Annotated in this window: 12 protein-coding genes; all 12 read right to left on the bottom strand. The window is 39.8% G+C overall.

Features of this window, described 5'->3' with window-relative positions; translation table 11 throughout:
- Window positions 1–21 precede the first annotated feature (21 nt).
- The 12 genes from ES711_RS04160 to ES711_RS04105 all read right to left on the bottom strand — a co-directional run bounded on the left by ES711_RS04160 (window position 22) and on the right by ES711_RS04105 (window position 26163).
- Window positions 22–852: a glycoside hydrolase family 16 protein gene (locus tag ES711_RS04160; RefSeq protein WP_146890437.1), complete on the bottom strand. Its 831-nt coding sequence runs from the start codon at window positions 850–852 to the stop codon at window positions 22–24.
- 544 nt (window positions 853–1396) lie between these two features.
- Entirely contained in the window at window positions 1397–2998 is a 1602-nt protein-coding gene (locus ES711_RS04155; RefSeq protein WP_146890435.1) for a sulfatase family protein, read from the bottom strand.
- A 7-nt stretch (window positions 2999–3005) separates the two neighbouring features.
- A complete protein-coding gene (locus ES711_RS04150; protein WP_211363048.1) occupies window positions 3006–4586 on the bottom strand; it encodes an arylsulfatase in 1581 nt (526 codons plus the stop codon).
- A complete protein-coding gene (locus ES711_RS04145) occupies window positions 4583–7012 on the bottom strand; it encodes a DUF4982 domain-containing protein (RefSeq protein WP_146891511.1) in 2430 nt (809 codons plus the stop codon). Before ES711_RS04145 ends, ES711_RS04150 begins: the two co-directional genes overlap by 4 nt.
- A gap of 62 nt (window positions 7013–7074) precedes the next feature.
- Window positions 7075–8328, bottom strand: coding sequence for a glycoside hydrolase family 27 protein (locus tag ES711_RS04140; RefSeq protein ID WP_146890432.1), 1254 nt, complete (start codon window positions 8326–8328; stop codon window positions 7075–7077).
- A gap of 92 nt (window positions 8329–8420) precedes the next feature.
- Window positions 8421–11534 carry a glycoside hydrolase family 2 TIM barrel-domain containing protein gene (locus tag ES711_RS04135; RefSeq protein ID WP_146890429.1) on the bottom strand — a complete coding sequence of 1038 codons (3114 nt, stop codon included), beginning with the start codon at window positions 11532–11534 and terminating at the stop codon, window positions 8421–8423.
- A gap of 27 nt (window positions 11535–11561) precedes the next feature.
- On the bottom strand, window positions 11562–14915 hold the full coding sequence (locus tag ES711_RS04130; RefSeq protein WP_146890427.1) for a glycoside hydrolase family 2 TIM barrel-domain containing protein: 3354 nt from the start codon (window positions 14913–14915) through the stop codon (window positions 11562–11564).
- Between the two features lie 362 nt (window positions 14916–15277).
- A complete protein-coding gene (locus tag ES711_RS04125; protein WP_146890424.1) occupies window positions 15278–17017 on the bottom strand; it encodes a RagB/SusD family nutrient uptake outer membrane protein in 1740 nt (579 codons plus the stop codon).
- A 12-nt stretch (window positions 17018–17029) separates the two neighbouring features.
- Entirely contained in the window at window positions 17030–20143 is a 3114-nt protein-coding gene (locus tag ES711_RS04120; protein WP_146890421.1) for a SusC/RagA family TonB-linked outer membrane protein, read from the bottom strand.
- 233 nt (window positions 20144–20376) lie between these two features.
- Window positions 20377–21555, bottom strand: a complete 1179-nt coding sequence (locus tag ES711_RS04115; protein ID WP_146890419.1) for a PNGase F N-terminal domain-containing protein — start codon at window positions 21553–21555, stop codon at window positions 20377–20379.
- 55 nt (window positions 21556–21610) lie between these two features.
- The gene (locus ES711_RS04110; RefSeq protein ID WP_146890416.1) at window positions 21611–23833 is read right to left on the bottom strand and encodes a GH92 family glycosyl hydrolase; all 2223 of its coding nucleotides are present in this window, start codon (window positions 23831–23833) and stop codon (window positions 21611–21613) included.
- A complete protein-coding gene (locus tag ES711_RS04105; protein ID WP_146890414.1) occupies window positions 23830–26163 on the bottom strand; it encodes a GH92 family glycosyl hydrolase in 2334 nt (777 codons plus the stop codon). The genes ES711_RS04110 and ES711_RS04105 overlap by 4 nt, the downstream gene beginning before the upstream one ends.
- Between the last annotated feature and the right edge of the window lie 71 nt (window positions 26164–26234).

Below are 26234 nucleotides of genomic sequence, written 5' to 3'. Positions count from 1 at the left end.
TCAAACTTTTATAAAAACAATTTAATCTTTAAATTCCCAAACCTTTACATAATCAATAGCCATTTCAAGTGGAAAGTTTTCCGTTGAGGTTACAAGTCCCGGCCAGAAATCAATACCGGATTGACCTTTATCGGCACTCGCATGGTTTAAGATGATGTAATAATCGGTCTCAAATGGCCAGCGTTTTTCGAAATCGCCTGTGGGCTCGTGCACCATCGTCAGTTTATTGTTCACATAAAACTCGATGCGATTGGGGCGTTTTACAATGCCATACGTATTGTACTCTGTAAGGGTGATTGAAGGCGTTTTACCTTTAGAAATGTGTTTGGCATTGCCGTCCGATTGATGCACAACTTGATGTACAAAATTATCGTTGTTAAGGCGTTCCATGATATCAATTTCGCCGCCATTAGGCCATCCAGCATAGACATCATTTTGTGGCATCAACCATATGGCTGGCCAACCGCCTTGTTCAGCGCTGTTAAACTTCGCTCGCACTTCTATCTTTCCGTATTTAAAACTGAATTTATCTTTGGTTTGTATTGCTCCAGTTTCTGGTAGATCAGTCTCTTCATTCCAACGCGCGCGGATGTGTAAATTTCCATCCTTGACTTCCGCCAACGCTGCATCCTCCATAACGTATCGGTTCCACGGAGACCCACCTTCTCGCTGGGGAAGACTCGTCCATAATTTGGTATTATAAGCAGTCCCATCAAACTGGTCTTCAAACACCAATTGATACGCTTCAGTATTGTTTTCGATTATTGGTTTACTAACCGAACACGACTGTAACACCGCGCACAAAAGTAACAGCAATCCCAACCGACTCAATACTGAATTCATTTTCATCATCTCTAAAATCTAATTTTCTATTTCTATTTTCTCTCTTTTCTTTATTCTGTCTTGATTTTTCAACTTATTTATAATCACATTAAAAACCACCTCGTCTTCTGCTTCTTTTCTGAATCAGAATCCACTCCTCCTTTAAAAGGAGGAGAATTTAGGATGGTACTTAATCACTGAAATTAGCGAACAATATAAAGGTCATTGATACCGTACTTAACACTTGGACATTTATCGTTTAAGTTTCTTGAATTCGAGATTCTCTCTTCTCTCTGTTTTCTAAACCCTATTCAGCATTCAACCTCACTTATAATTACACCGAAACCACCTCGTCTTCTGCTTCTCTCCGGAAGCAGAATCCACTCCTCCTTGTTAGGAGGAGAATTTGAAATGGTACTTAATTATTAAAATTAAGTAAACAATACAAAGGTCAATGTTATTGTGATTAACACATCAACATTTGTGATTCAGATTTTGTGATTCGAGATTCGCTTGTCTCTTCTCTATTCTCTCTTCTCTATTCTCTCTATTCTCTTCTCTCTATTCTCTATTCCTAGTTATAACTCTCAATATACTTCCAATCCAGCTCCTCAGAATCCTTATATTTCTTCCGTGTTTCCTGAAGTTTTTGCTTCATTCGCGTCACAACTTGTGCATATTTCGGGTCATTGATCACGTTATTAACTTCTTTAGGATCATTTAAACGATCATATAATTCCCATTCATTCACATCATGGTAAAAATGGATGATTTTATAGTCTTTGGTAGCAATCCCATAATGCCTTTTTACGGCGTGTTCCGCAGGATATTCGTAATAATGGTAGTACACGGCATCTCTATCCCAAACGGCTTTATTACCGGTTAAAAGCGGCACTAAACTCTCTCCTTGCATGTCTTCAGGAGCAGTAACACCGGCAACTTCAAGAAATGTTTGGGCAAAATCTAGATTCTGCACCATCTCATCTTCCGTAATTCCTGGTTTAATTTGATTTGGCCATTTAATTAACAACGGTGTTTTAAACGATTCGTTGTACATAAATCGTTTGTCAAACCAACCGTGTTCGCCTAAGTAAAACCCTTGATCAGAGGTATACACCACAATGGTGTTATCCGCCAATTGTTCTTCATCTAAATAATCTAACACGCGTCCAACATTATCATCTACAGAGGCGATGGTTCCTAAATAATCCTGTAAGTAGCGCTGGTATTTCCAAACCGTTAAGGTGGAATCGTTCATAGTTGGGTAACGTTTTTTGAAATCCTCATTTATCGGTCCGTAAACTGCATCCCACTTGGCGCGCTGCTCTGCATTCAAGGTATATAAGCTTTCTCCGAGTTGACTCCATTGCTCAATGTTCAGCTCTTTAACCGTAGCTGGCGTGAGCTTATTATCGTTGATGAGCGACATGTGTTTTAAAATTCCCATCTCTGCCGATTTAGCAGCTGATCCTCTCGTTTTATAATCATCAAACAAGGTTTCTGGCAATGGAAAGGTCTTTTGGGTGTATTCTTTATAATACTTTTCACTCGGTAACCACGCACGGTGTGGCGCTTTGTGCAAATACATCAACATAAATGGTTTATTCGGATCTCTACGGTGTTTCATCCAATCTAAAGTCAAATCGGTAGTGATGTCCGTCACATAGCCGTCAATAATAGTATCGCCTTTTTGGGTAATAAACTTCGGATTGTAATAATCGCCCTGACCTGGTAAAATCTTGAATTCGTCAAATCCTTTTGGATTATTCCCAAAATGCAGTTTTCCGAACATCGCTGTTTGATAACCCGCCTTTTGCAAGATTTGTGGAAAGGTTACATTAGTGGTATCAAAATGACTTAAGTTGTCAATTTTACCATTAATATGGCTATGCTTTCCGGTCAGAATTACGGCCCTTGACGGTGCACATATAGAATTGGTGACACTGGCATTGGTAAAAAGCATCCCTTCATTGGCAATACGATCAATATTTGGTGTATTTATCAAGGTTTTATCATAAGCACTAATGGCTTGATACGCATGATCATCAGACATGATAAAAATGATGTTAGGTCGTTGTGTAGGGGATTGTTCCACTTTTTTAACGATATTTTTATTTTGACATCCTACAGTGAGGAGTGTATAAATAAAAAGACTGCCGAGTTTGAATAGTTTCATAAATGGTCTATTGTTTATTTTTATTTGGCATGTATTCTATCCCTTCAATAGTAAATGCACTATTTTCAGGTGTTGCATGTTCCTTTTTAACGATGTCCTGGAATTTTTTGAGCATCTCTGGATGTTTATCCATGATATTGTTTTCCTCACGGATATCTGAATCTAAATCATATAATTCGACGTCCTTATTCCCTTTTTTAATGTTTTTCCAGACCATTTTCCAATTGCCCATTCTCACGGCAACCTGTCCTTCATAACCCGCAAACTCCCAAAACAAATACTCATGTTCTTGTTGATTACCAGAGTTTGTAAGTGCGTTATAAAAGCTAATACCATCCGTTTTGTAATCAGTTTGCACCTTTGCTATCTCATTAAAGGTAGGCATCACATCATAAAATGCAGAAATATGATCGCTTTTAGTTCCGGCTTTTATTTTAGCCGGCCAGGTCGCAATCATTGGCACTCTTATGCCGCCTTCGTACGTATAACCCTTGCCTTTGCCGCGATTGCCATCAAACAAGCCACCGCTATTGAAGAATTCCGGATCAGCACCACCATCACTGGCGGGACCATTATCTGAAGTGAAAATAATCAAGGTATTGTCATAGAGCCCTTCTTCTTTTAAATACTTAACCAGTTTCCCTACATTTTCATCCAAATAAGATATCATCGCTGCATAAGTAGCATGAGGGTATCGTGTTGGGAAATAACTGCCCACTTCTTTTTTGAAATAATATGGCGCCTCATCTCCAAATTTCTTCACATAATGATCTACCCATTTTTTAGGGGCTTGTAAGGGCACATGCGGAATAGGACTAGCCCAATACATAAAAAACGGTTGCGTTTTATTCTCCTCAATAAAACTCATCATCTTATCAAAAATCAAGTCTGGACTATAATCGGGTTGTGTGTATTTTTCATAAGAAGCCAAAGCCACAGGATCATTCTCTTTTAACAACCCAAAATGTGGCGCAATTGTATCGTTTTTTAAATGATAACGGTGTTCGTTCTCATATAAATGCACTGGGGTGTAGGTATGTGCTTGCCGTTGGCAATTGTATCCAAAAAAATAGTCGAAGCCCATTTCTGTTGGAATGGATTCGGTTTGTGGCGCTCCTAATCCCCATTTACCGACAATGGCCGTTTTATAATTGGCTTCTTTTAAAAATTGAGCAATGGTGGTTGTGTTTTCTGGCATTGGCCGTTGGCCTTCTAAGGTAGAATCTTTTAACATGGCGCGATAGTTCCAAACGTCGCCACGCTCTTCCCATTCGTCATTACCACGGATGCTAGCATGGCCACCATGTAAACCTGTCAGCAAGGACGCACGTGCCGGTGCGCAAACGGGAGCAGCGGTATAATGCTGGGTAAATAGGATGCCTTCTTTTGCCAAAGCATCGATGTTTGGGGTTTCTATTTTGGTCTGTCCGTAAGCTCCTAAATCACCGTAGCCCAAGTCGTCCGCTAAGATGTATATGATATTGGGTTTTTGAGCAGGTTTTTCAGATGCTTGTTTCTCAACAGTTTTACATCCGAAGAAGGATGCTACAACCATGACAATTGCGAGACTATGACCTATTTTTATCATAATTTATTGTAACTCGTTAAATTTATTTTTGCAGTTTTCAATCCTTTTCCTGAAACTTCTAAGGTAATATTACCAGGACTTTCATCCGGTTGCACCAACACCACCAATTTACCACTAAACAATTTCATCGTAGGCAGATGAAACATTTCTAATGACGTCGCATCTCCATTGGCGGCAGCTTTATAGCTTCCTGCACCTTTCACTTTAAATTTTAATTGATTGGTAGCGCTAGGACACGGAACTCCGTTTTTATCTACCACTGATACGGTGACAAAAGCTAAATCTTTACCATCAGCACTTAACTGTGTTCTATCGGCTTCTAAGACTAATTTGTAGGGTGTTCCTGCGGTATGGGTTTCCTTTTCTGCCACGGGATTTCCTTCAGCATCAAAAGCGACCACTTTTATGGTACCCGGTTCGTATTTGACATCCATCCACATGAGTCGGTAGCGCGCGGTTGGCGAATTCATAGATTTTCTTTGGATGCCCATGCTTTTACCGTTTACAAACAGTTCAGCACTATCATAATTGGTGTACACAAAAACGGGGGTGATTTCTCCTTCGCGTCCTTCCCAATTCCAATGGGGTAACATGTGAAGGGTTTCCTCTTTTGTATTCCAACGGCTTCGGTATAAATAAAAACGATCTTTCGGTAATCCTGCCAAATCATTAATCCCAAAATAGGAGCTTCTAGATGGCCATTTGGTATCGTAAGGCGTTGGTTCTCCTAGATAATCGAAACCCGTCCATACAAATTCGCCAATCACCCATGGTTTATCATCCTGCAATACAAAATCTTCATCAGGGATGTTAGACCAACTGCAAGCTTCCAAATCGTAGGATGACGACTGTAAATCGTCATACATTTTCATTTTTGCTTCCACTACAGGAAACTTATAAATACCGCGAGAACTTACCGTAGAGGCGGTTTCTGACCCTAAAATCATGCCTTGCGGAAAGGCTTTGTAGGCGTCTTCATATAAATTCACCCGATAATTCAAGCCTGGGATGTCCAATACGGCACCAAAACCTGAAGCCATGGTTGCTTGTACCTGATCCATACCTACCGTTACCGGTCGGGTTGGGTCTTCACGATGAAAAATATCCTGCAGCCATTTGGCACGTTTAGCACCATCACTGCCCCATTGATCAGGGACTTCATTGCCGGAGCTCCACATGACAATACTCGGGTGGTTGCGCGTAGCCTGTACTAAGTTTACAATGTCCTTTTCTGCATCGGATTCAAAATAGCGATGGTAGCCGTTGTCGACTTTCGGTTTTGCCCATTCATCAAAACTTTCGGCTAAAAACATGAAGCCCATTTCATCACACAATTCGAGTTGCTCCAAAGACGGCATATTGTGTGCGCTACGGATGGCGTTCGCCCCCATATCCTTTAAAATTTGAAGTTGGCGACGTAAAGCTGATGTGTTCACTGCTGTGCCAATTGGGCCTAAATCGTGATGCAGACAAACGCCTTTAAATTTGATGACCGAATCGTTTAGGCTAAAACCTTTTTCCGCTTCGTATTTGATTTTTCGAATTCCGAATCGTGTAGAAATTTCATCTTTTAAGATGTCTTCAACATATAATTGAGAGGTGGCCGAATATAAATAAGGCGTTTCCGGACTCCATAACCGCGGATTGTTAACCGCGATATTCTGTTCAAAGGCATCTCCAAAAATGGCTTGGGTTGAATCGACAGCCACCGTATTTCCGTCGGCATCTTTGATGGTGGTTACCATTTTTAGGTTTTCACCGGACACTTTTGTTTTGATGTTGACTTTCGCTAGATCTGAAGTTATAAAAGGTGTCGTTATAAAGGTTCCCCATTGATCAATACTTTCCTTGTTTTTAGTAATGACCCGCACATTGCGATACAATCCCGCACCCGGATACCAACGTGAGGACAACTCGCGATTAGTCAGTTTCACCGCCAATATATTTTTTTGGTTGGCACGGATATGCTCGGTGATGTCAAAATAGAAATAGCTGTAACCATAGTTCCAACTTCCAATTTTTTGGCCATTTAGGAATATTTCAGGCTCGCTCATGGCGCCTTCAAAAAGGAGGATGACTTTCTTTTCTGAATCAAAATTTGGAATGGCAAACTGATTACGGTACCAACCAATTCCGATATATGGCAGTGCTCCCGTGCGTCCAGTTTTTTCTGTAGCCACTTCTTCTCCATTTTGAACAATGGCCACCGTTTGCTTGTCAATTTCTTTATCAAAAGGCCCTTTTATGGCCCAATCGTGAGGCACGGTAACGGTTTCCCATTTGGAATCATCAAAAGATGTTGAAGTTGCATTTTCCACATCGCCTTTATGAAATTTCCAATTCTTTTCTAAAGTCAACACAGTTCGCTCCTGACCGTGAATTGTCCCTGAGCAGAGCACTCCAAATAACACACAGATCGCCGACATTTTAAAAACTGTAGTACTGTTAACAAGGTGTCTTTTGATAGTTTTCATACGATTTGAACGCTCTATTTATTCTGAAAAATATTAAATGGCTTTGAGGTCCCAGTTAGTGACAGTACTACGACACCATGTGCAGGCACTTCAAAACTTAATACTTCTTTGGTGGTGGATTCATAATCCTGTTTCGCCCATAAATCGCGGTAATGATAGCCCTTTGAAGCATCTAAACCAACGGTATCTAAATCGAATGTCATGGTTGTTGGCTTGTCGGACCTGTTTAACAAAGTCACCGCCACTTTCCCACTCATCGTAGAGATTAACGGTTTTGCCCAAACTTCTATATCGCCATCATCTACCAATCGGCGTGCTTGGTACACCAACGGATCTTGATTGAGGGCAATCAGTTCTTTATTGGTAAGAATATCAATCGTTTCTGGAGTCATATAACGCAAGTCATTCCCCGCTAAAAGTGGCGAATTCATCATGCACCACATGGTAAAATGGGTTTTATCTTCTTCATAACTCATACCGCGACCTACTTGTAGCATGTCCATATCGTTGACATGGCCTGGGGATGCGTATTTCCAGAGGTCAGCATTCAAATCGATGATGTGTAGGATGGAACTGAATTCGTTGCTGATATCGCCGGAAATTCGCCAAGAATCGGCAATTTGCAACGCCCATTCGCCAGGAAATTCCCATCGGCAGATATTATATACCGTATTCGGTTTAATTTCTTTGATGATATTGGCAATTTGGGTGTATCGAATTTCTTCATCCAAGCCTAACCAATCACCCCCACACCAATCAACTTTAATGAAATCATAATTCCAGTCGTTGAGCATTAATTTTAAATCCTTTCTGTCGTGGCCCATCAGTCCAGAGCCAACTCCAATCGTATCCTTATCCCAATGCGAAGCACACGTATTGATTCCCGCATCCGAATAGATGCCTGCTTTTAAGCCTTTGGAATGGATATACTCAGAAATAACTTTCATCCCATTAGGAAATCGTGTGGGATGTACCATTAAATTGCCCTCAGCATCACGACCTCCAAAAAAGCCATCGTCAATGTTTACATAAGCGTAACCCACATCAGCCATTCCGGTCGAAACCATGAAATCGGCTTGGGCTTTGATGACCTCTTCATTGATATCGACATGAAAATTATTCCAGCTGGACCAGCCCATAATGGGCGTTTGTGGTTTGCTGATGGCTTGGGCCGTATGTTCAATTAAAGTCAAAGGCACCACCGTTCGTTCTTGAGATTTACAAGACATCAAAACGAGAACCGACAACAACAGACAAATTTTATACATTCTATTTCTATATTTAAACAAATATCGACCGCTTTCAACAATGAAAAGGGTCGATATGTTGTACTTATTTCATACGCATACTTACACTATCATTACTCAATTGGCACCATCCAGTACGAATACGAATAATCTTGATACGGCAGTCGGTATTGCTCCATTGGCAATCTTCCCCAACTGTTAATGCTACCCAAACCTTGTTGGAAACCATCAATGTTTACGAACACTTCTTTACGAGGATCAATTTCTCCTGCATGGTGTTGCACGCGCTCATCATTGGTATGTAAATCTTCTTCCGCAAAATTAAGGGCAGAAACAGACACTGGTGTTTCGCTTAAAAATTTAAGACCTGAACCATCTTCCTTAGTAAGTGCCATCCAACGGACGTCTAGTTTGTTTCCTGTTTCCTGCGGACGGATGTATGGGAAATATTGCTCCTCAATACTTTGTTTATACAATCCAACTTTGGCTGCATGTTGTCTATCCGTATAGGCTTCAAAAGGACCTTTTCCGTAAAACGTAATGTTTTTATAAGCTTCTGGCAAGACCAATTTGTTTCCAAATTTATAGAAATCTGGATGTTTTCCTTGGATTGCTTTTAACTCATTAGTCACTTTTACAGCGCCGTTTCCATCCACCATAAATTTCGCGATAACTTTTGCATCGCCATCAAACAACTCTCTGGTAAAGGTGATTTCTACTTCAGATTTTGAGATTTGTTTTACAGCGGTCGTCACCTTACCTGAAGTTCCAGCATCTTTCCATGCTTTATAACTCCTTTGGGTGCCTGCACCGTAATCATTATCGGTTGGCGCACGCCAGAAATTGACTTGCGGGCCTTTTTCTAACAAGCTTTTAGTCTTGTATACATAATCCGTTAAGGTACCTTCTTTTTGATTGAACGTTACTGTGAAATGTTCTCCTGTAACGGTAATTACATCACCTTCAGTTTTCGATTTAACTGCGGCAGTTGCTTTTTCAGGAGTTAACAGATTAGCTTCTTGCAATTGGAATTGCTCATAGGCCACCACATAACCTGCTTTCAATAAAGGTTCGTCTGCCTTTAATTGGGCAGCGACGTTTAAGAAATATTCAACATCTTTTTTTAATGTCGTTTTGAAAGGGATTTTTAAAGCTTTCTTCGCTTGAGGTGCCGTCACAAGATCCTCAATGGTTCCTGATTCTACAACCTCGCCATTAGCTAGTACTTCCCAAGTTAATTTATAGTTGGATAAATCTCTGAAGAAATACCAGTTTTTAAGATCGATGACACCATTAGCCAAATCATTTTCATAGAACTTAATGTCTTGGTGAATGTGTGCTACTTCATGAATATGCGGGTTAGGCGTGCGGTCTGGTTGTACCAATCCATTGTTCAAAAAGTTATTATCACTTGGTGTACCTTCCGGACCGAAATCGCCACCATAAGCAAAAATCTCACGGCCATTTTTTTCGATTTTCAGACCCTGATCTACAAAATCCCAAATAAATCCTCCTTGAAGTTTATCGTACTTTTCAAATAAATCCCAATATTCTTTAAAACCACCCATACTGTTCCCCATAGCATGTGCATACTCGCACTGTACATAAGGCTTGGTTCTTCTAGGATCTTTAGCATAAGCTTCCATATCTGCAGGCGTCTCGTACATTGGCACATATAAATCTGTATTCCATTCGTGTACCGCACGCTCGTATTGCGTTGGTCTGGTATCGTCCATCTTTTTAGCCAACAAATAAGACTCATAGAAATTGTAACCATTTCCAGCTTCGTTTCCTAAAGACCAAATCACGATAGATGGGTGATTCTTATCACGCTCCACCATACGTCCAACACGCTCCAAATGTGCCTTTAACCAGGCTGGATTGTTCGCTAAAGTTTGGTCTAAAGCGTAACCCATTCCGTGCGATTCGATATTAGCCTCATCAATGACATAAATCCCGTATTCGTCACATAATTCATAAAAATAAGGATCATTAGGATAATGTGCCGTTCTCACCGCGTTGATGTTGTATTCTTTAAAGATTTGAACATCCCTTAGCATGTCTTCGCGAGAAATGACGTGGCCTGTATTAGGATCGTGCTCATGACGGTTAACCCCTTTGAATAAAATTGGTTTTCCATTTACCAAATATTGTCCATCTTTTACTTCAGAAGTTCTAAAGCCTAATTTTCGAGAAATAGCTTCAATAACATTTCCTTTTCTATCTTTAATGACGATGTTTAATTGGTATAGGTTTGGAATTTCAGCTGACCATGTTTTTACTTGCGGAATCACTTTCTTGAAACTGAAAGTTTGTGCCGTGTTTGGCGTCAATTCAAATCCTGTTGATGCACTATAGATTGATTGGTTATTTCTAGTTATTTCTACCGAAACGCTTCCTTTTTGCTTTTTAGAATCGATACTTTTTACATCGAACGCTAAATCAAAAACACCATCGGTATAATTGTTCTCCAATCCTGCTTTGGCAAAATAATCTACCAACTGAATTTTTGGCCGTGCATATACATACACATCACGCTCAATTCCTGAAATTCTCCAGAAATCTTGACATTCTAAATAGCTACCATCACTCCAACGGTACACTTCTAAAGCGATGCTGTTCTGTCCTGGTTTTACAAAATCGGTCACATTAAATTCTGCCGGAAGTTTAGAACCTTGACTATAGCCCACTTTTTTACCGTTAATCCAGATATAGAATGCCGATTTTACAGCTCCAAAATGGATGAATAAATCCTTACCATCCCAATTGCTCGGCACCTCAAAGGTTCTTTTATAAGACCCTACTGGATTGTCGCCATCTGGAATGTCTGGCGGATTTAAATGCCCTTTTTGAAATGGATAAGATGCGTTCACATAAATTGGAACGCCAAAACCTTCAACTTCCCAGTTGGATGGCACTTTTATCGTGTTCCAGTTTGCGGTATCGAAATCTTCTTTATAGAAATCGGCTGGTCTTGTTTCTGGAGTATCGCTGTAATTAAATTGCCAAGTCCCGTTTAAAAGCATGTAATTATCGGCTTTTGAAAGGTCGTTTTCTTTCGCTAATTCTAAAGAACTATACGGAAAGAAAGTGGCTCGTGCATCTAATTTGTTAATGCCTATCACATCAGGATTTTCAATAACAGGGTCCAGAGTTTGGCCGATGCCCACATAAGTTCCCAATACTGTTAGGAACGCTGTGATGATGCGTTGATTTATTTGTTTCATTGCTTTATTAATTTAATGTCTTTTCAATTAGTTCTGGTTGGAATACAACTTACTCCATTCCACAAAATCTTTTTTGGTACCATTCTTAAAAGGAATCAAAAAGAAACTGTAAGATTGTTTTTCTTGCCCTTTGATTAAATATTCCTCCTGTGGTCTTCCGCCCCAGCTATTATCTCCGGCAACACCACGTTGTGCTAAATCGATATTAAGTTGCACCAAATCCTGTTCTTTAATATCGTTGATGTGTTTAGACGCATTAATTTGCGGAATACCATCGGTTCTAAATTCTTCTTCCAACTTGTCGTTTCCACTATAAGCAATCCCATCTGTCGTGTCAAAATCTTCGTTTGGCATGTGCAAGGCACTAATGCCCAAGCCTTGGAATTGATTTTTAGCAACCACTAAAAGTCCGTTGTTGTTTCCATCAGCAAAAGCTGACCAACGCACGTCTGTTTTATAGCCATTTTCTTGTGGTCTCACGTAAGGCACATACTGATCTCTCACTTTCGATTCGTAGACATCTAGAAACGCAGAGGCTTTTCTATCTTGATAGTTTTCCCATGGGCCTCGACCAAAATAAGTCATGTTTTCATAGGCTTTTGGCAATTGCATACGCATGCCTAGGCGTGGTAAGTCGGCTTCATAATCCGTTTCGTGTAAGGTGTTGTTGATTTTTATTACGCCGTTCCCAAGAATATGGTATTCTGAATCGAACGTTGTGTCAACACCTGGTAAATTATAAGTGACATTAATGCTTACACTCCCATCATCATTTTTAGCAGACGTTAGTTTGGCAACTTTCGCAAACAATGATGCTTTTTTCCATTCGATGTTTTTGGCTTGCATTTGGCTACCAAAATCATTGTCCGTTGGTGCACGCCAGAAATTCGGTTTCGGACCGTTACCATCTTTCAATAATTCGGTTCCTTCGTATACATAAGAGGTGATTTGCCCTTTTGTTTTATCAAAAATGACTTTTACATCTGCGTTAGACACTTCAAAATTCTCTTTTGATTCTTTAATATTTAAAGCCGCCTTGTTATCCAATGACGTGTTCTGTTTGGTGTATTTACGCGATAATGCAAATTGCTCGTGCGCAACTTCATGACCTTTAGGAAGAATACCCCAAGGCGCTTTGGTTTTTGCTGAAATCTCTAGAAAATACTGGGTGTTTGGTTTGTAATCAACATCTTTTAGGGATAATCTGATCAATTTACCAGTGTGTGTTTCTACGGAAATCTCTTCAATTGGAATGGTTTTTAAAACGGTTCCATCGGCTTTAATTTCAGCAGTAAAAGTGAAGTGGTTTAAATCAGTAAAATCATATAAGTTCTCTACGAGGATTCGCAGTTCATCATGACGGTTGATGCCTTGATCTCTGAAATTGATGAATTCGTGTGCCTTTTTCACTTCAAATAATCCTGGTTGCGGTGTACGGTCTGGGAATACGATGCCGTTATTTAAGAACGTATTGTCTGTTGGCATGTTTTCGCCATAGTCGCCGCCATAAGCGTAGAAACGCTCACCTTTTTCGTTTGTTTTCCAAATCGATTGGTCCACCCAATCCCAGATGAATCCACCTTGAAGGTTGTCATAACGCTCAATAATATCCCAATAATCTTGGAAATTTCCGGTGCTATTTCCCATCGCGTGGGCATATTCACTAGGAATATAAGGTCGGTCCGTTTTGGTTCTTCCGACGGCTTCAAAGGTCGCTGGCGTCGGATATTGAGGAACAATAATATCGGTATTGGTATCCATATCCCATAAACTCCCGTCGTAATCTTTATATGGGCGCTCGTATTGTACTGGGCGTTTTGTTTTATCGTTTGCCTTCATTGCATCATAGCCTTTAAAGAAATTGACACCGTTTCCAGCTTCATTCCCCATAGACCAAATGATTACAGAAGGATGGTTTTTATCGCGTTTCACTAAACGTACCATTCTATCGACATGCGCGTTTTCCCAACTAGGCTTTTTAGCTAAGGAATGTTCGCCGTAGTACATGCCGTGAGATTCAATATTAGCTTCATCAACAACATATAAACCATACTCATCACACAACTCATAAAAACGACGTTGTTGCGGGTAGTGACTTAAACGTACAGCGTTGATGTTATTTTCTTTCCAGAGTTTGATGTCTTTCATGATCAACTCCTCCGGTACCACGTGTCCCGTTTCAGGATTAGCTTCTTGAGTATTCACCCCTTTTAAAGTGATGCGTTGCCCATTAACCAATAATAAACCTTGCTTGATTTCAACAGATCTAAATCCAATGCGAGAGGTCGTCACTTCCAGCGTATTGCCTTTTCTGTCTTTAGTTTCGATAAGAAGCGTGTACAGGTTAGGATGTTCTGCACTCCATTGCTTCACGTTTGGCAAGGTTGCAGAAAAACTCAGTTCGTTTTGTTTTGCACCGTCAATTGTAAATGATTTTGTTTCTGACGCCACTGTTTTTGAGTCGGCATCTAAAATCTTATAAGAAACACTTCCTTTATCCGATTTAGAATTGGCGTTGTCAAGATTCACATCAAGTCCAAAAACCCCATCCTTATAGGCAGCATCCAAAACTGACACTACTTCATAATCTTCAATACGTAATTTCGGTTGTGCGTACACATACACGCTACGCTCAATCCCGCTAATTCTCCAAAAATCTTGAGCTTCTAGATAGGAACCATCGGTCCATCTAAAGATTTGAAAAGCAATTTTATTTTTTCCTGGTTTGGCGGCTGCCGTAATATTGAATTCTGCAGGTAATTTACTGCCTTGAGAATAGCCAATGTATTTACCGTTGAGCCATACAAAACCACCTGATTTCATGGCGCCAATTTGCAAGAAGATTTCCTTTCCATCCCAATCATTAGGAATCGTAAAGTCTCGTGTATAAGATCCTACTGGATTGTAAGAGTGAGGAACTTTACCTGGGTTTGCAGGATAGATGCCATCTACAAGCTTCATATCATCAGCAATCATGGCTTTATAATCAGAAAACTCATATTGATGATTCACATAAATAGGAACGCCGTACCCTTCCACTTCCCAGTTGGACGGCACTTTAATATCATCCCAACCAGACACATCCTCATTGACATTCATAAACGTTGTCGGTCTATCTTTAGGATCTTTTACCCAATTGAATTTCCAAAGTCCATCTAAAGATTGATAAAAATGAGGCGTGTTGTTTAAAGCATCTTTTTCAGAAGTAAATGAGGTAAATGACGCATGTGCTTCCAATTTATTATCGCTAATGACCGCTTCGTTTTCAATAAAATGTTTGTAATCTTTAATCGGATCCTTGTCTTGCGCGTTAGCGTTTAAAACAGCAAAGCATACAAAAACAAATTGCAATGCCACTAAAGCCTTTTTTTTTAAAATCATGATGAAATGTTTAGTTGTAGGGTGTAAAATATATGAATTGATACTTCCTATTTATGAGATTAATTTCCCAGCAAATTCAACAATTGCAAGAAGAAAAAAATCTATTGGCAACGTTCTAAAATGCGGGCCAAATTAATTGCCTAAAATAAGCAAAATATACTGATTTCTGGGATGAGAATTCATAAAATTCTACGCAACCGATTGAGTAAAACCTCAGCAACAGTCAATACTGCATTAATATTAGCACTGTGAGAAGTTAGACTCACAATAGAATAAAAAATCCCACCCAATTAACTTGGGCGGGATTTACACTAGGACTACTCTACTGCACTATGTTATTTTAAAATATTAGTGTGTTCTCACTATTCCCATCCTGGATTTTGAACCAAAGTTCCTTGACTTAAAACAATTTGTTCTGTAGGGATAGGCGATAAATAATCTCTACCAAGGTTAAAGCCAAATCCCGTCGGAATGGTGTTCATATAAGGATCAATATAACCTTGTGAGTTGACGAGAATAGAATTTCCAATTAAATCTGAAAATTCAGTTTCCATTGCTCCACTTCCGATGATTTTAAAACCTAGCAGACGCTTTCCTACAATTAGTTCATCAGCTGCTGCCCAACGCATCAAATCGTCAAAACGTTTACCTTCTAATGCCAATTCTACTCTGCGCTCTCTTCTCACTTCATTAATGATGTCACTCAATGCAGGAAACGCTTTGTTAGGATCTGGAACAGGCGCAATATTAAGAGCTGGCATATCTACACGTGCTCTAAGTAAGTTGATCGACTTATCAAGATCAGCTTGAGTTAAGGTTCCTAGTTCAGCCTTTGCTTCAGCAAAATTAAGAAGTACCTCAGCATATCTGTAAATAATGGCACCAGTATAACTATTTGTACGTTGCGCATTATCAGTAATTCCACCTTTATAAATTTGAAAACCGGTGGTATTAGTAATTTCATTGTTACCTCTAAAGGTTGGAAATGTAAATAGTTCATTTGGCACTCCAGAATTTTCCGTTAATAAATCTCCCGGTGTGGCAATGGTTTGCGCAAGTCTTGGGTCTCTATTTTTTACTATATTGGTAAGACTATTTTCCTGAGCGCTGCTGTATAGAGGGCTCACACCTATAGGTTGTCCATCACTAGCTAAATACGAATCTACTAACGATTTTGTTACGCCAGTACCAGAACCTGTATGTGGAAGGTAATGCCCCACATAATGGCTCACACCGTCTGAAACACTATATTTTTTCCAAAACATAACTTCTGAAACCCCAGAGTAATCAACCTTATTGAATAAATCCCAATAGGTTTTTGAAGTTCCGTTATTGTAGAGCGTATATTCACCATTATTGATAATGGTTTCAGCCGCATCTACTGCCATTTGAAGGAATTTTTCACTTTCATTTACCGGTGCGGCAAATGCCGTTCCGTTATGGTATTTCTCCCAAGTTCCTTCATAAAGTCCAACCGTCGATTTTAAAGATAAGGCAATACCTTTATGAACTCTAAAAGCCTCAGCTGAACTTCTAGGTTTCAATTTGGCGATAGCCATATCTAAGTCTTCTATAATTTTGGTGGCCAACTCATTTCTGGCCAATCTTGGCGAATACAATTCTGGCGAATTTGTAGTAAGCGTTTTATCTATGTATGGTACGCCTCCATAACGTTTAAGAAGGTTGTAGTAAAACATGGCTCTGAAAAAATAAGCTTCACCATCATAATGATCGATTAATGCAGCATCTCCTTGTGCAGTGGCACTGTTTTCAAGATAAAAATTGACCGCTCTGATGGAGCCATAAGCCCAATTACCATCGGACGTTGGCACACTAGTAGTACTACCTACTAAACGGTTGTTTACAAAAATATCGGCAAGATTATCACTATTGTTATCAAACTCAAATATTCCACCATTATACCCATTATGTACAGGGAAGGAGGTATAGAATTGATTTAAAAACAGCGCGAGATCATTAGGAGTTTTCCAATAGGCCTCTGGAGAAATTTCATCCTGAGGCAATTTGTCCAGCATATCATCAGAACAGCCCAAACTAAAGGCAAGTATTAATGTTAATGCAATGAATTTTGTATATTTCATAATATGATGTTATTAAAATTGAATATTTAAACCAATCGAGAACGATTTTTGAAGTGGGTATATTTTACCATTTCCCCAACTACCTCCAGTAGCTTCTGGATCAAAAATGGAAGACATTTTGGTAATGGTCAACAAATTTTCTCCAGTAACAAAAAATCTAAGTTTTTTAAGATGTAATCTTTCGAGTACAAGTTCAGAAAAGCTATAACCAAGCGTCACATTCTTTAATCTTACATAAGCGCCGTTTTGCAAATATCTGGTTTGAACTTCTTGGTTCCTCCAAGCACTTCTAAATGTTGGTCTTGGTAAAAATGCATTTGGGTTATCTTCAGACCAATAATTTAAATGTTCTTGGAATCCGGCAGATTGCCATTGGTTTCCTACAGCTCCGAAGGTGTAAGCATCTCCTGTCCAAACATCTCTTTTACCAATTCCTTGCCAGAACATTGAAAAATCAAGTCCTTTGTAGTCAAGACCTCCATTAAATGAATATTGGTAACGCGGTGTTGAATTACCAATCACGGTTAAATCTCCCGGATCGTCTGTAGTAGATTTACCCCAATCTACAAAACCATCACCGTTAAGATCTTTGTAGTGTACATCACCTGGAAACCATTGACCACCATAGAATCTGGTTAGATCTGGACCATTATCAATTTCATCTTGACTTTGATATAACCCTACAGTTTCAAATCCCCATATATCTCCAAGCGTTTGTCCTTCTCGGTAGGTGTTTAATAAATTGTTAGGATTACGGTACTTAGTTACTTTTGTCACCGCGTCAGATAGGATAAAGCCTAGGTTATAATTAACCTCTCCTATATTATCTTTCCAAGTGATACTGAAATCAAATCCTTTAGTTTCTAAAGATGCATTGTTAGCCTGTGGTGCTGAGGTGCCTAAAACACTTGGCAAACGCTCTGCTGGACCAAACATGTCATCCGTAGAACGAATAAAATATTCAAATGTGGTTTGTAAGCGATTCTTAAACGCTGCTATATCCAAACCATAATTATCAGTTTTAACAGTTTCCCAAGTAATATCTGGACTAATAAGACCAGGAGTTAACGTATAGTTTGGTCTGCCTGCATTTCCTATCCACCATAAGTTGGTTCTTATTGGCATACGAGAGATGTAGAGGTAGTTGGCAACGTTTTGGTTCCCGATAGATCCTGTAGAATAACGGATTTTAAACATACTAATGTCATCTACTGGCCAAAAATCTTCTTTCGCAATGTTGTATCCAGCAGAAATGGATGGGAAAAAGTTCCATCGGCTATCCGGTGCAAATCTCGAAGAGGCATCATAGCGTCCATTAACTTCAAGAAGGTACTTCTCTTTATAGTTGTAATTGAGTCTTCCAAAATACCCTTGTGTTCCAAAAGAGCCTTGAGAATCACCTACATTATCTTCACCAACAGCTGTAGAAATAGAAGGTACATTATCCGTAATTAGATCATTTTTGGAAGCTTGAACCGCACTATAGTCGGTATCTTCTTGTTGAAAACCTAACAATCCTGAAAAGTTATGCGCCTCATTAAAAGATTTGTCATAAGACACTACAAGGTTTGGAGAAATATAATTCCGTTCATAAGCATATCTCACAAAACTATTGTTTTGTTGAATTAAACGCTCCTGACCATTAGGTTCTATCACACCAACTTTTGCAGAATGGGAAGTGATATTGTTAGTATTACGTTGGTATAACAAACTTGTTTTTATCTTTAAATCTTCAATTGGTTCAAAAATTAGATCAATACTAGCATTGGTACTGTAATCTTTTGACATACGTCTTCCACCATCCAAAAGGAAAGGAATTTCAGAACCATCACTGTAACTACCATTTGGCATTACAACACCGTTGGTTGGCCAACGTCTGGCAATATTATGCAGATAAAGTCCCGGATCATAACTTGGTCTGTCCAAATCTTCACGAGCCATTCTGACATTGGCATTCACCGTAAACCATTCGTTCATTTTACTGGAAATTTTACTGTTCAAAGTATACCTTTGGTAGCTGTCATCTCCGAAATTCATAATCCCTGGCGCATCAAAGAAAGAACCTGAAACATTATAAGAAAGTTTCTTTTCGTTTCCTGAAAAACTAAGATTATGTTGTTGACGCATCACAAGATCCTTATACATCACGTCAAACCAATTCGTGTTGGCATTAGATCCTGTATATTGTTGCCACTGCGTACCATTTGGGTTCGCCACAGTAACCGGCGTGTTTATCGGATCAGCTAAATAAGCCTTGATACGTTCTAAAGTATCATCATTAAATATTGGCGCTCCTCCACCATTTGTTGCGGCAAGGTTGAAATAATTAGCAAAGTCCAGAGAATTCATCATGTCTGGGATTCTCGTTGGAGAAGAATAGATATAGTTATTAGAATAGGTGATTTCATGACCTTGTACGCCAGCACCGCTCTTGGTTTTAACCAAGATAACGCCAAATGCAGCACGAGAGCCGTAGATTGCTGATGAAGCAGCATCCTTTAATACAGAAATACTTTCAATATCATTTGGATTGATATTGTTTAATCCTGACGGATCGTTAAGCGGAATATCATCTACAATTACTAAAGGTGCTCCAGTTCCTTGTAAATTCCCAACCCCACGAATACTAATATTCATGCTCGATCCTGGTGAACCTCCGCTGTTACCAACGCTTAATTGTAGTCCTGGTGCAGAACCCTGTATGGCTTGCATAACGTTGCTTACAGGCCTGTTTTCTAGAACTTCAGCGTCAATTGTACTTATTGCACCGGTAAGGTTGCCCTTTTTCTGGGTGCCGTAACCAACAACAACTACTTCATTTAAACCTTCACTCTGTTCCTCCATAACCACATTAATGGTTTGTTTACCATTAACAGCGATAGACTGAGTGGCATACCCAACATAACTAAATTGAAGAGTACCATTTGAACTTACGTCAATAGAATATTTACCGTCAAAATCAGTAATTACCCCTTTGCTTGTTCCTTTTTCCATAATGTTAACTCCCGGTACGGGATCACCATTAGTGGCATCAGTGACTGTACCTTTTACTGTCACTTGCGCTTGAACGGCCATGAAGCCGAACAAAAAGAACACAAGCAGCAACATACTTCCTTTTTGTATCATTAATATTAATTTTAAGTTATTATTTTATCCATGAAGAACTATGTCTTACATAAGACAATAATATATAAAATTATGTTAAATTATGTCCGAAATTAGACGAATGACAGCTCTCAATCGTCACACAACTTGATAGGCACGTCGATTGATTTTTGAAAACGTTAAAAAAAAATCAGCAGCTCATTACGCGAAGTAATAAACTGCTGATTAGAGCATTTTTAACTAAAATTATAGGCTTATTCGTAAGTCAAATATGCCGATACCAACCAATGGTTCAGCTTGTCACCGTCCACAGGCGTTGCAGGAATTTTTATTTTAATCGTGTGCGCTCCCGCTTTTAAGTCGCCTAAACTCACCACCATAGGTTCTACTGAGGAGCCTGGGCACCAGTTAGATCTCGACAAATCAGAAGAGGCAATGCGTTCTTCAATTTCTTTTATTTCGTATTTATTGGTTTTTGGGCTGATGTAGGACGCCGAATCTTTTTTAATCCATACGCCAGATGTAGGATTGAATCGTCGGAAGGACGCACAATCATCTCGCCATGGAATGGTATCCAAAACCAATGTATTATTAAAATAGACACTGTTTTTAATTTTGATGAATTCATCGCCACCACTATGCCCGCCGTGTCCGGTAGTGATGTAATGCAATTTCACGTTTTTGGCATTCTTTTTCAGTTGAATGGTTTGCTCCAAATCTTTATGAGCGAAATTATCTGGTGTTTTCTGTCCGCCAACGTACGGAATGGTATTCACTATAGGCAGTACTGAAACTTTTTGTTGTGTTCTGTCAGAATAACTCAGTTCCAGATCAAAATCGTAGCCTTCAGCGGTCCACGAATCGATCCACACGCCTACATAAAACGTGCCCGTCACCAAGCTTTCTAAAGCGGTAATATCATGCTCCCACACTACTTCCTTTTCCCAAGATGGGATATATACAGGTCTTCGATACTTAACTTTATTATCACTGTAATGTCCCACTCCAAACGGCGTCATGAAACGCATCAATTCAACAACTGGCTCGTAGCTTTTTCCCTGTACCAATCCAGCGTATTTCTCATCTACATAAGAATCTGTCGGGAATTTTTCATCCTTTTCTGCAATGTCCAAAATGGAAAGTTTGTCACGATCAGAAACCACGAAGACAGACCCCGACTTGTCCCAACGGTCGCCGCTAGAACGCACCGTCAATTTGATGTTCACATCCGTGCCTTTAGCAAATGTGGGTACCGTTACTTTTTTATATACCAAACGGCCGTCCATTAAACGCACCGTTTCAGCATCGCTGCCTTTTTCACCTCCGAAATTGAGAGGTTGCTTTTCAAAAACCCGGTAAGTAGAAGGCTTTTGAGCGCTTGATGAGAAAATTGCAAATACTAAAAATGTAAAAATTAATACGTTTGATTTCATGTTAAAATTGTGTTTGTCTATAATTGTTAGCATTGGATGTTTTTAAGCGAGATACTTATTTTAGAATGACCTTCATTGTGTTTCCATTTACCAAGTCGTCATGACTAATAAAATATCCCTTATGTTTTTTTCCATTGATTAAAATGTGATCGATGCGACCGTTGCCATTGGTTTCTTTTTCAATAACCAACTCACTATTCTTGTAATATTTGGAATCTAATTGAATGGTGATTTTATCGAATAACGTTTTGGTAATGGTATAAACAGGTTCTCCAGGAGCGATTGGGTAAAAGCCCATCATAGAATAGACTACCCAAGCAGACATGGTGCCGGTATCATCATTTCCAGGGATGCCATCAGGACTGTTCTTGAAATGTTTTCTAACCAAATCTTCTACCATTTGCTGACTGCGATATTCTTCGCCTTTCACATAATTAAATAGATACGGATAAGCAATTCCCGGTTCATTAGCCATATCAAATTGCTCCGTGTCAAATATCTTTTGCAACTGATCTGTGAAGTCCTTACCGCCGCCCATCAACTTTATGAGTCCATCAATATTATGCGGTATCATGAACGAATATTGCCACGCATTACCTTCAATAAATCCGATGTTTTCAGAGAAATTAGCACCAACGTAAGGATCAAAAGGTTCGTACCATTCCCCGTTTTGTAGTCTAGGACGCAACATTTTCAAATCTTTATCGAACAATTTTTTATACGATAACGAGCGGTTCTTAAACCGCTTGTTATCGTCTTTTTTACCAAGTGCGTTTGCCAATTGAGCGATGGCATTATCGGCAGCATTATACTCTTGCGTGGTCGAAACCGATCCACCATGATCCGTAGTCACAAATCCTTTTTCAATATAATCTTTCAAACCTGGACGCAGCGGGTTGTTTTCCAACTGATCGGCACTTTTTAGCATCGCTTCATAGGCCTTGTCTACATCAAAATCGCGAATACCTTTCATATAGGTGTCCGCAATGACAATACTCGCTGGGTCGCCCACCATGGTAAAGGTTTCGGTGGAATTTAATTCCCATTTTGGAAGCCAGCCATTTTCATCATACATATCCAACATACTATGGATCATATTATTCTGCTGCTGCGGATAAACGAGCGATAACAATTGGTGCACATTACGATAGGTATCCCATAAAGAAAATACGGTATAGCGCGTCCCATCAGTATTTCCGATGTTTCCTGTTTTTATTTCAGGATAGTCGCCGTTGACGTCGTTTAAAGTATTCGGGTGAATTTGGGTGTGGTATAAAGCGGTATAAAAAACGGTTTTATCATCTTCAGAACCACCTTCCACTTTGATTCTAGAGAGTGTTTCATTCCATGCGTTATAGGTGTCTTTATAAACATCTTCAAAGGTTTTGTTATTGGTTTCCTTTTCTAAGTTCTCGCGTGCATTGGCAATACTGACATAGCTCACGCCGATGTTAACTGTAACGGTTTCTGCTTTCTCAAAATTGTAAGTAAAATAGCTTCCAATACTATCACCAACCACCATTTTGGTCGATTTCTCCATCAGTCGTGTTTTGCCATTATAGCCCATCCATTGTGCTTCAACGCCCTCATAAGTTGCAGGTTTTTTCCAAACGCCAAAATTATCGGCTGGTTTTGAAAATTGAGCGACAAAATAAACCGGATATGCCGCTTCTGGACTGTTATAACAGAACGATCCAACGGAACGCATGCCTTCAATTTCCGTTGATGAGACGACTTGCACCATAGCACCTTCCTCATTGGTCAATCCTAATCCAAGATTCAATAAGACATTCGCCTGACCTTTTGGAAAATGAAATTTACTCACCCCTACTCGTGTCGACGCTGTGAACTCTGCTTTCACTTTATATTTATCGATTTCCGTGCTGTAATAGCCAGCTTTTGAAACTTCATTTTTGTACGTAGAACCGTAGTTCAGGTGATTAGTTTCTAATTCGCCCGTGGTTGGCATTAACAATAGCACTCCTAAATCTGGACAGCCCACACCACTCAAATTGACGTGGCTAAAACCGGTTAAAAATGTATTTTCATTCACATACGGATTAGACAACCACTGACTGTCCTTTTCCAAGGTGTTTTGCGGTCCTGCCACATTAAACGGACTGATACTCGCCATGCCTCGTGGCGCAATGGGCCCAGGAAACGTGGCGCCATAGTTGGAAGTGCCAATAAACGGATTCACATAATCCGCCGGCTCCTGTGCCATGAGGCTAGAAGTGCCACAAAAAATTAAGAGAATTAATAAGCTAAACTGTTTCATTTTTTAGGTTTGTTTTTTGACGTGCTTAAGGAATATGGCACACTTTCATTTGCAGTTCCCCAAGATGTATTGGGAGTGTTACCCATATTAAATTCTAAGACACCGCCATTTTGAAGGGCATCAAATTTTAGATAGGTGTTATTATAAGATTGTCCATTCAATTCCGCATTTTGAATGTAGACATTCGATTCTGAATTGTTGTTGGATTTGATTTCAAAGGTGTTTCCGTTTTCTAAATGTAGGGTCGCTTTATTGAACAGTGGACTTCCAATAACATATTCGTCCACGCCCGGGGTTACCGGATAAAAGCCCAAAGCACTGAATACATACCAAGCCGATGTTTGTCCGTTATCTTCATCGCCACAATAACCGTCAGGCGTCGCGGAATATAATTTCGTCATAACGTCCCTAACCTTCTCTTGAGCCTTGTAGGGTTGATTGGCATAATTGTACAAATAGATCATGTGCTGGATGGGTTGATTGCCGTGCGCATAGTTGCCCATGTTGACGATTTGCATTTCTCGGATTTCGTGAATCGTAAATCCATAGTATGACGCGTCAAATTTTGGAGGCATATCAAAAACCTCATCCAAATTACCCACAAATTGCTCCTTGCCGCCCATCAAATCAATCAAGCCTTGAATGTCATGAAAAACGGACCAGGTGTAGTGCAAACTATTACCTTCCGTAAATGCATCGCCCCATTTTAAAGGATTAAACGGGCTTTGGAAACTACCATCTTTGTTTTTACCGCGCATCCAACTGGTGGACGGATCAAACAAGTTTTTGTAATTCATCGATTGCTTGAAATACTTTTTGGCAATCTTCGGTTTTCCCATTTTCTCCGCCATTTGCGCAATGGTAAAATCGGCGTAAGCATATTCTAAAGTTCTCGCAGCATTCTCATTGATATCCACATCATACGGCACGTAACCTAAGGTGTTGTAATAGGTCAAGCCAGCCCTTCCCACAGAATTCACAGGACGTCCATCAGCCACGGTCGCGTTTTTTAAGATAGCTTCCAACAACACCTCAGCATCCATTCCTTGGGCGCCTTTTAAATAAGCGTCGGCAATAATAGGTGCCGAATTGGAACCAATCATCACATCGCGATGCCCGGGACTTGCCCATTCTGGGAGCCATCCTGACTCTTTATAGGTATTTGCCAAACCTTGCATTATTTTGCCGTTGAGCTCAGGATACATCATATTAAAAAATGGAAATACAGCTCTAAAAGTATCCCAAAACCCATTGTCCGTAAACATATAACCCGGTAAAACTTTTCCATTATACGGACTATAATGCATCACTTTATGATCAGCATCAAACTCATAAAATTTTCTTGGGAATAGCAACACACGGTATAAAGAGGAATAAAAAGTTCTGAGATTGTCAATGTTATCATCCTCAATTTGTATTCTACCCAATTCCGTTTCCCAAGCATGCTTTGCCTCTTGTTTGGTCGTTTCAAATGGATCTGTCCCAATTTCTCTGGACAGATTTAGTTGTGCTTGTTCAGGACTGATAAAGGATGACGCCACTTTTACATGGACCACTTCGCCTTTTTTTGTTTTAAATCCGATGATGGCACCTACGTGATCACCTTCGCTATCTGTGGTGTTTTCAACCAATTGCCATCCGTCTTTCCAAGTGTGGTTGACTTCAAAATCCTTATCAAATTCGGCCACAAAATAGTTGTGAAAATTCTCGGGCACACCTCCGCTATTGTTTCTAGCATAGCCAATAATTTTGCGTTCTTCAGGAATGATTTTCACCATTGATCCTTTGTTAAACGCATCGAGGATGATATAGGAGCTGTCCGATTCCGGAAACGTAAATTTAAAATGCGCTGCGCGTTCCGTTGGTGTTACCTCAGCTACCACATCAAAATCCGCCAAATACACCGAGTAGTGATAAGGCGTTACCGTTTCTGCTTTATGCGAAAACCAAGACTCGCGCTCATCTTCTTGAAATTTCAAATCGCCAGTAACGGCCATAAACGAAAACGCAACATAATCATTCACCCACGGACTCGGTTGGTGGGTTTGTTTGATGCCTCTGATTTTATTTTCACGGTATTTATAAGTCCAGCCATCGCCCATTTTTGAAGTCATTGGGGTCCAGAAGTTCATTCCCCAAGGGGTGGCAATGGCGGGATAAGTATTCCCATTGGACAAATCGAAAGACGAGTCAGTCCCCATTAAAGGATTCACAAAATCGACCAAATCCTTACTAGCAATGTAGGTATTGTTTTGTGCGTAGCCATTAATTGCACCACACGCAAAAATTAGCAACAGCACGTAAGTATATTTAAAAACTTGTTTAGACATTATAAATTTATTCTTGCTCAAACCTCAATCACCTTTTAAAATCCGCACTTTAAACCCAGCAGAATCAGTCC

Origin of the sequence: Gelidibacter salicanalis, from assembly GCF_007997285.1 — a bacterium.
Lineage (GTDB): Bacteria > Bacteroidota > Bacteroidia > Flavobacteriales > Flavobacteriaceae > Gelidibacter > Gelidibacter salicanalis.
The sequence above is the reverse complement of the archived record's forward strand: the minus strand, read 5'-3'. Positions and strand labels throughout refer to the sequence as shown.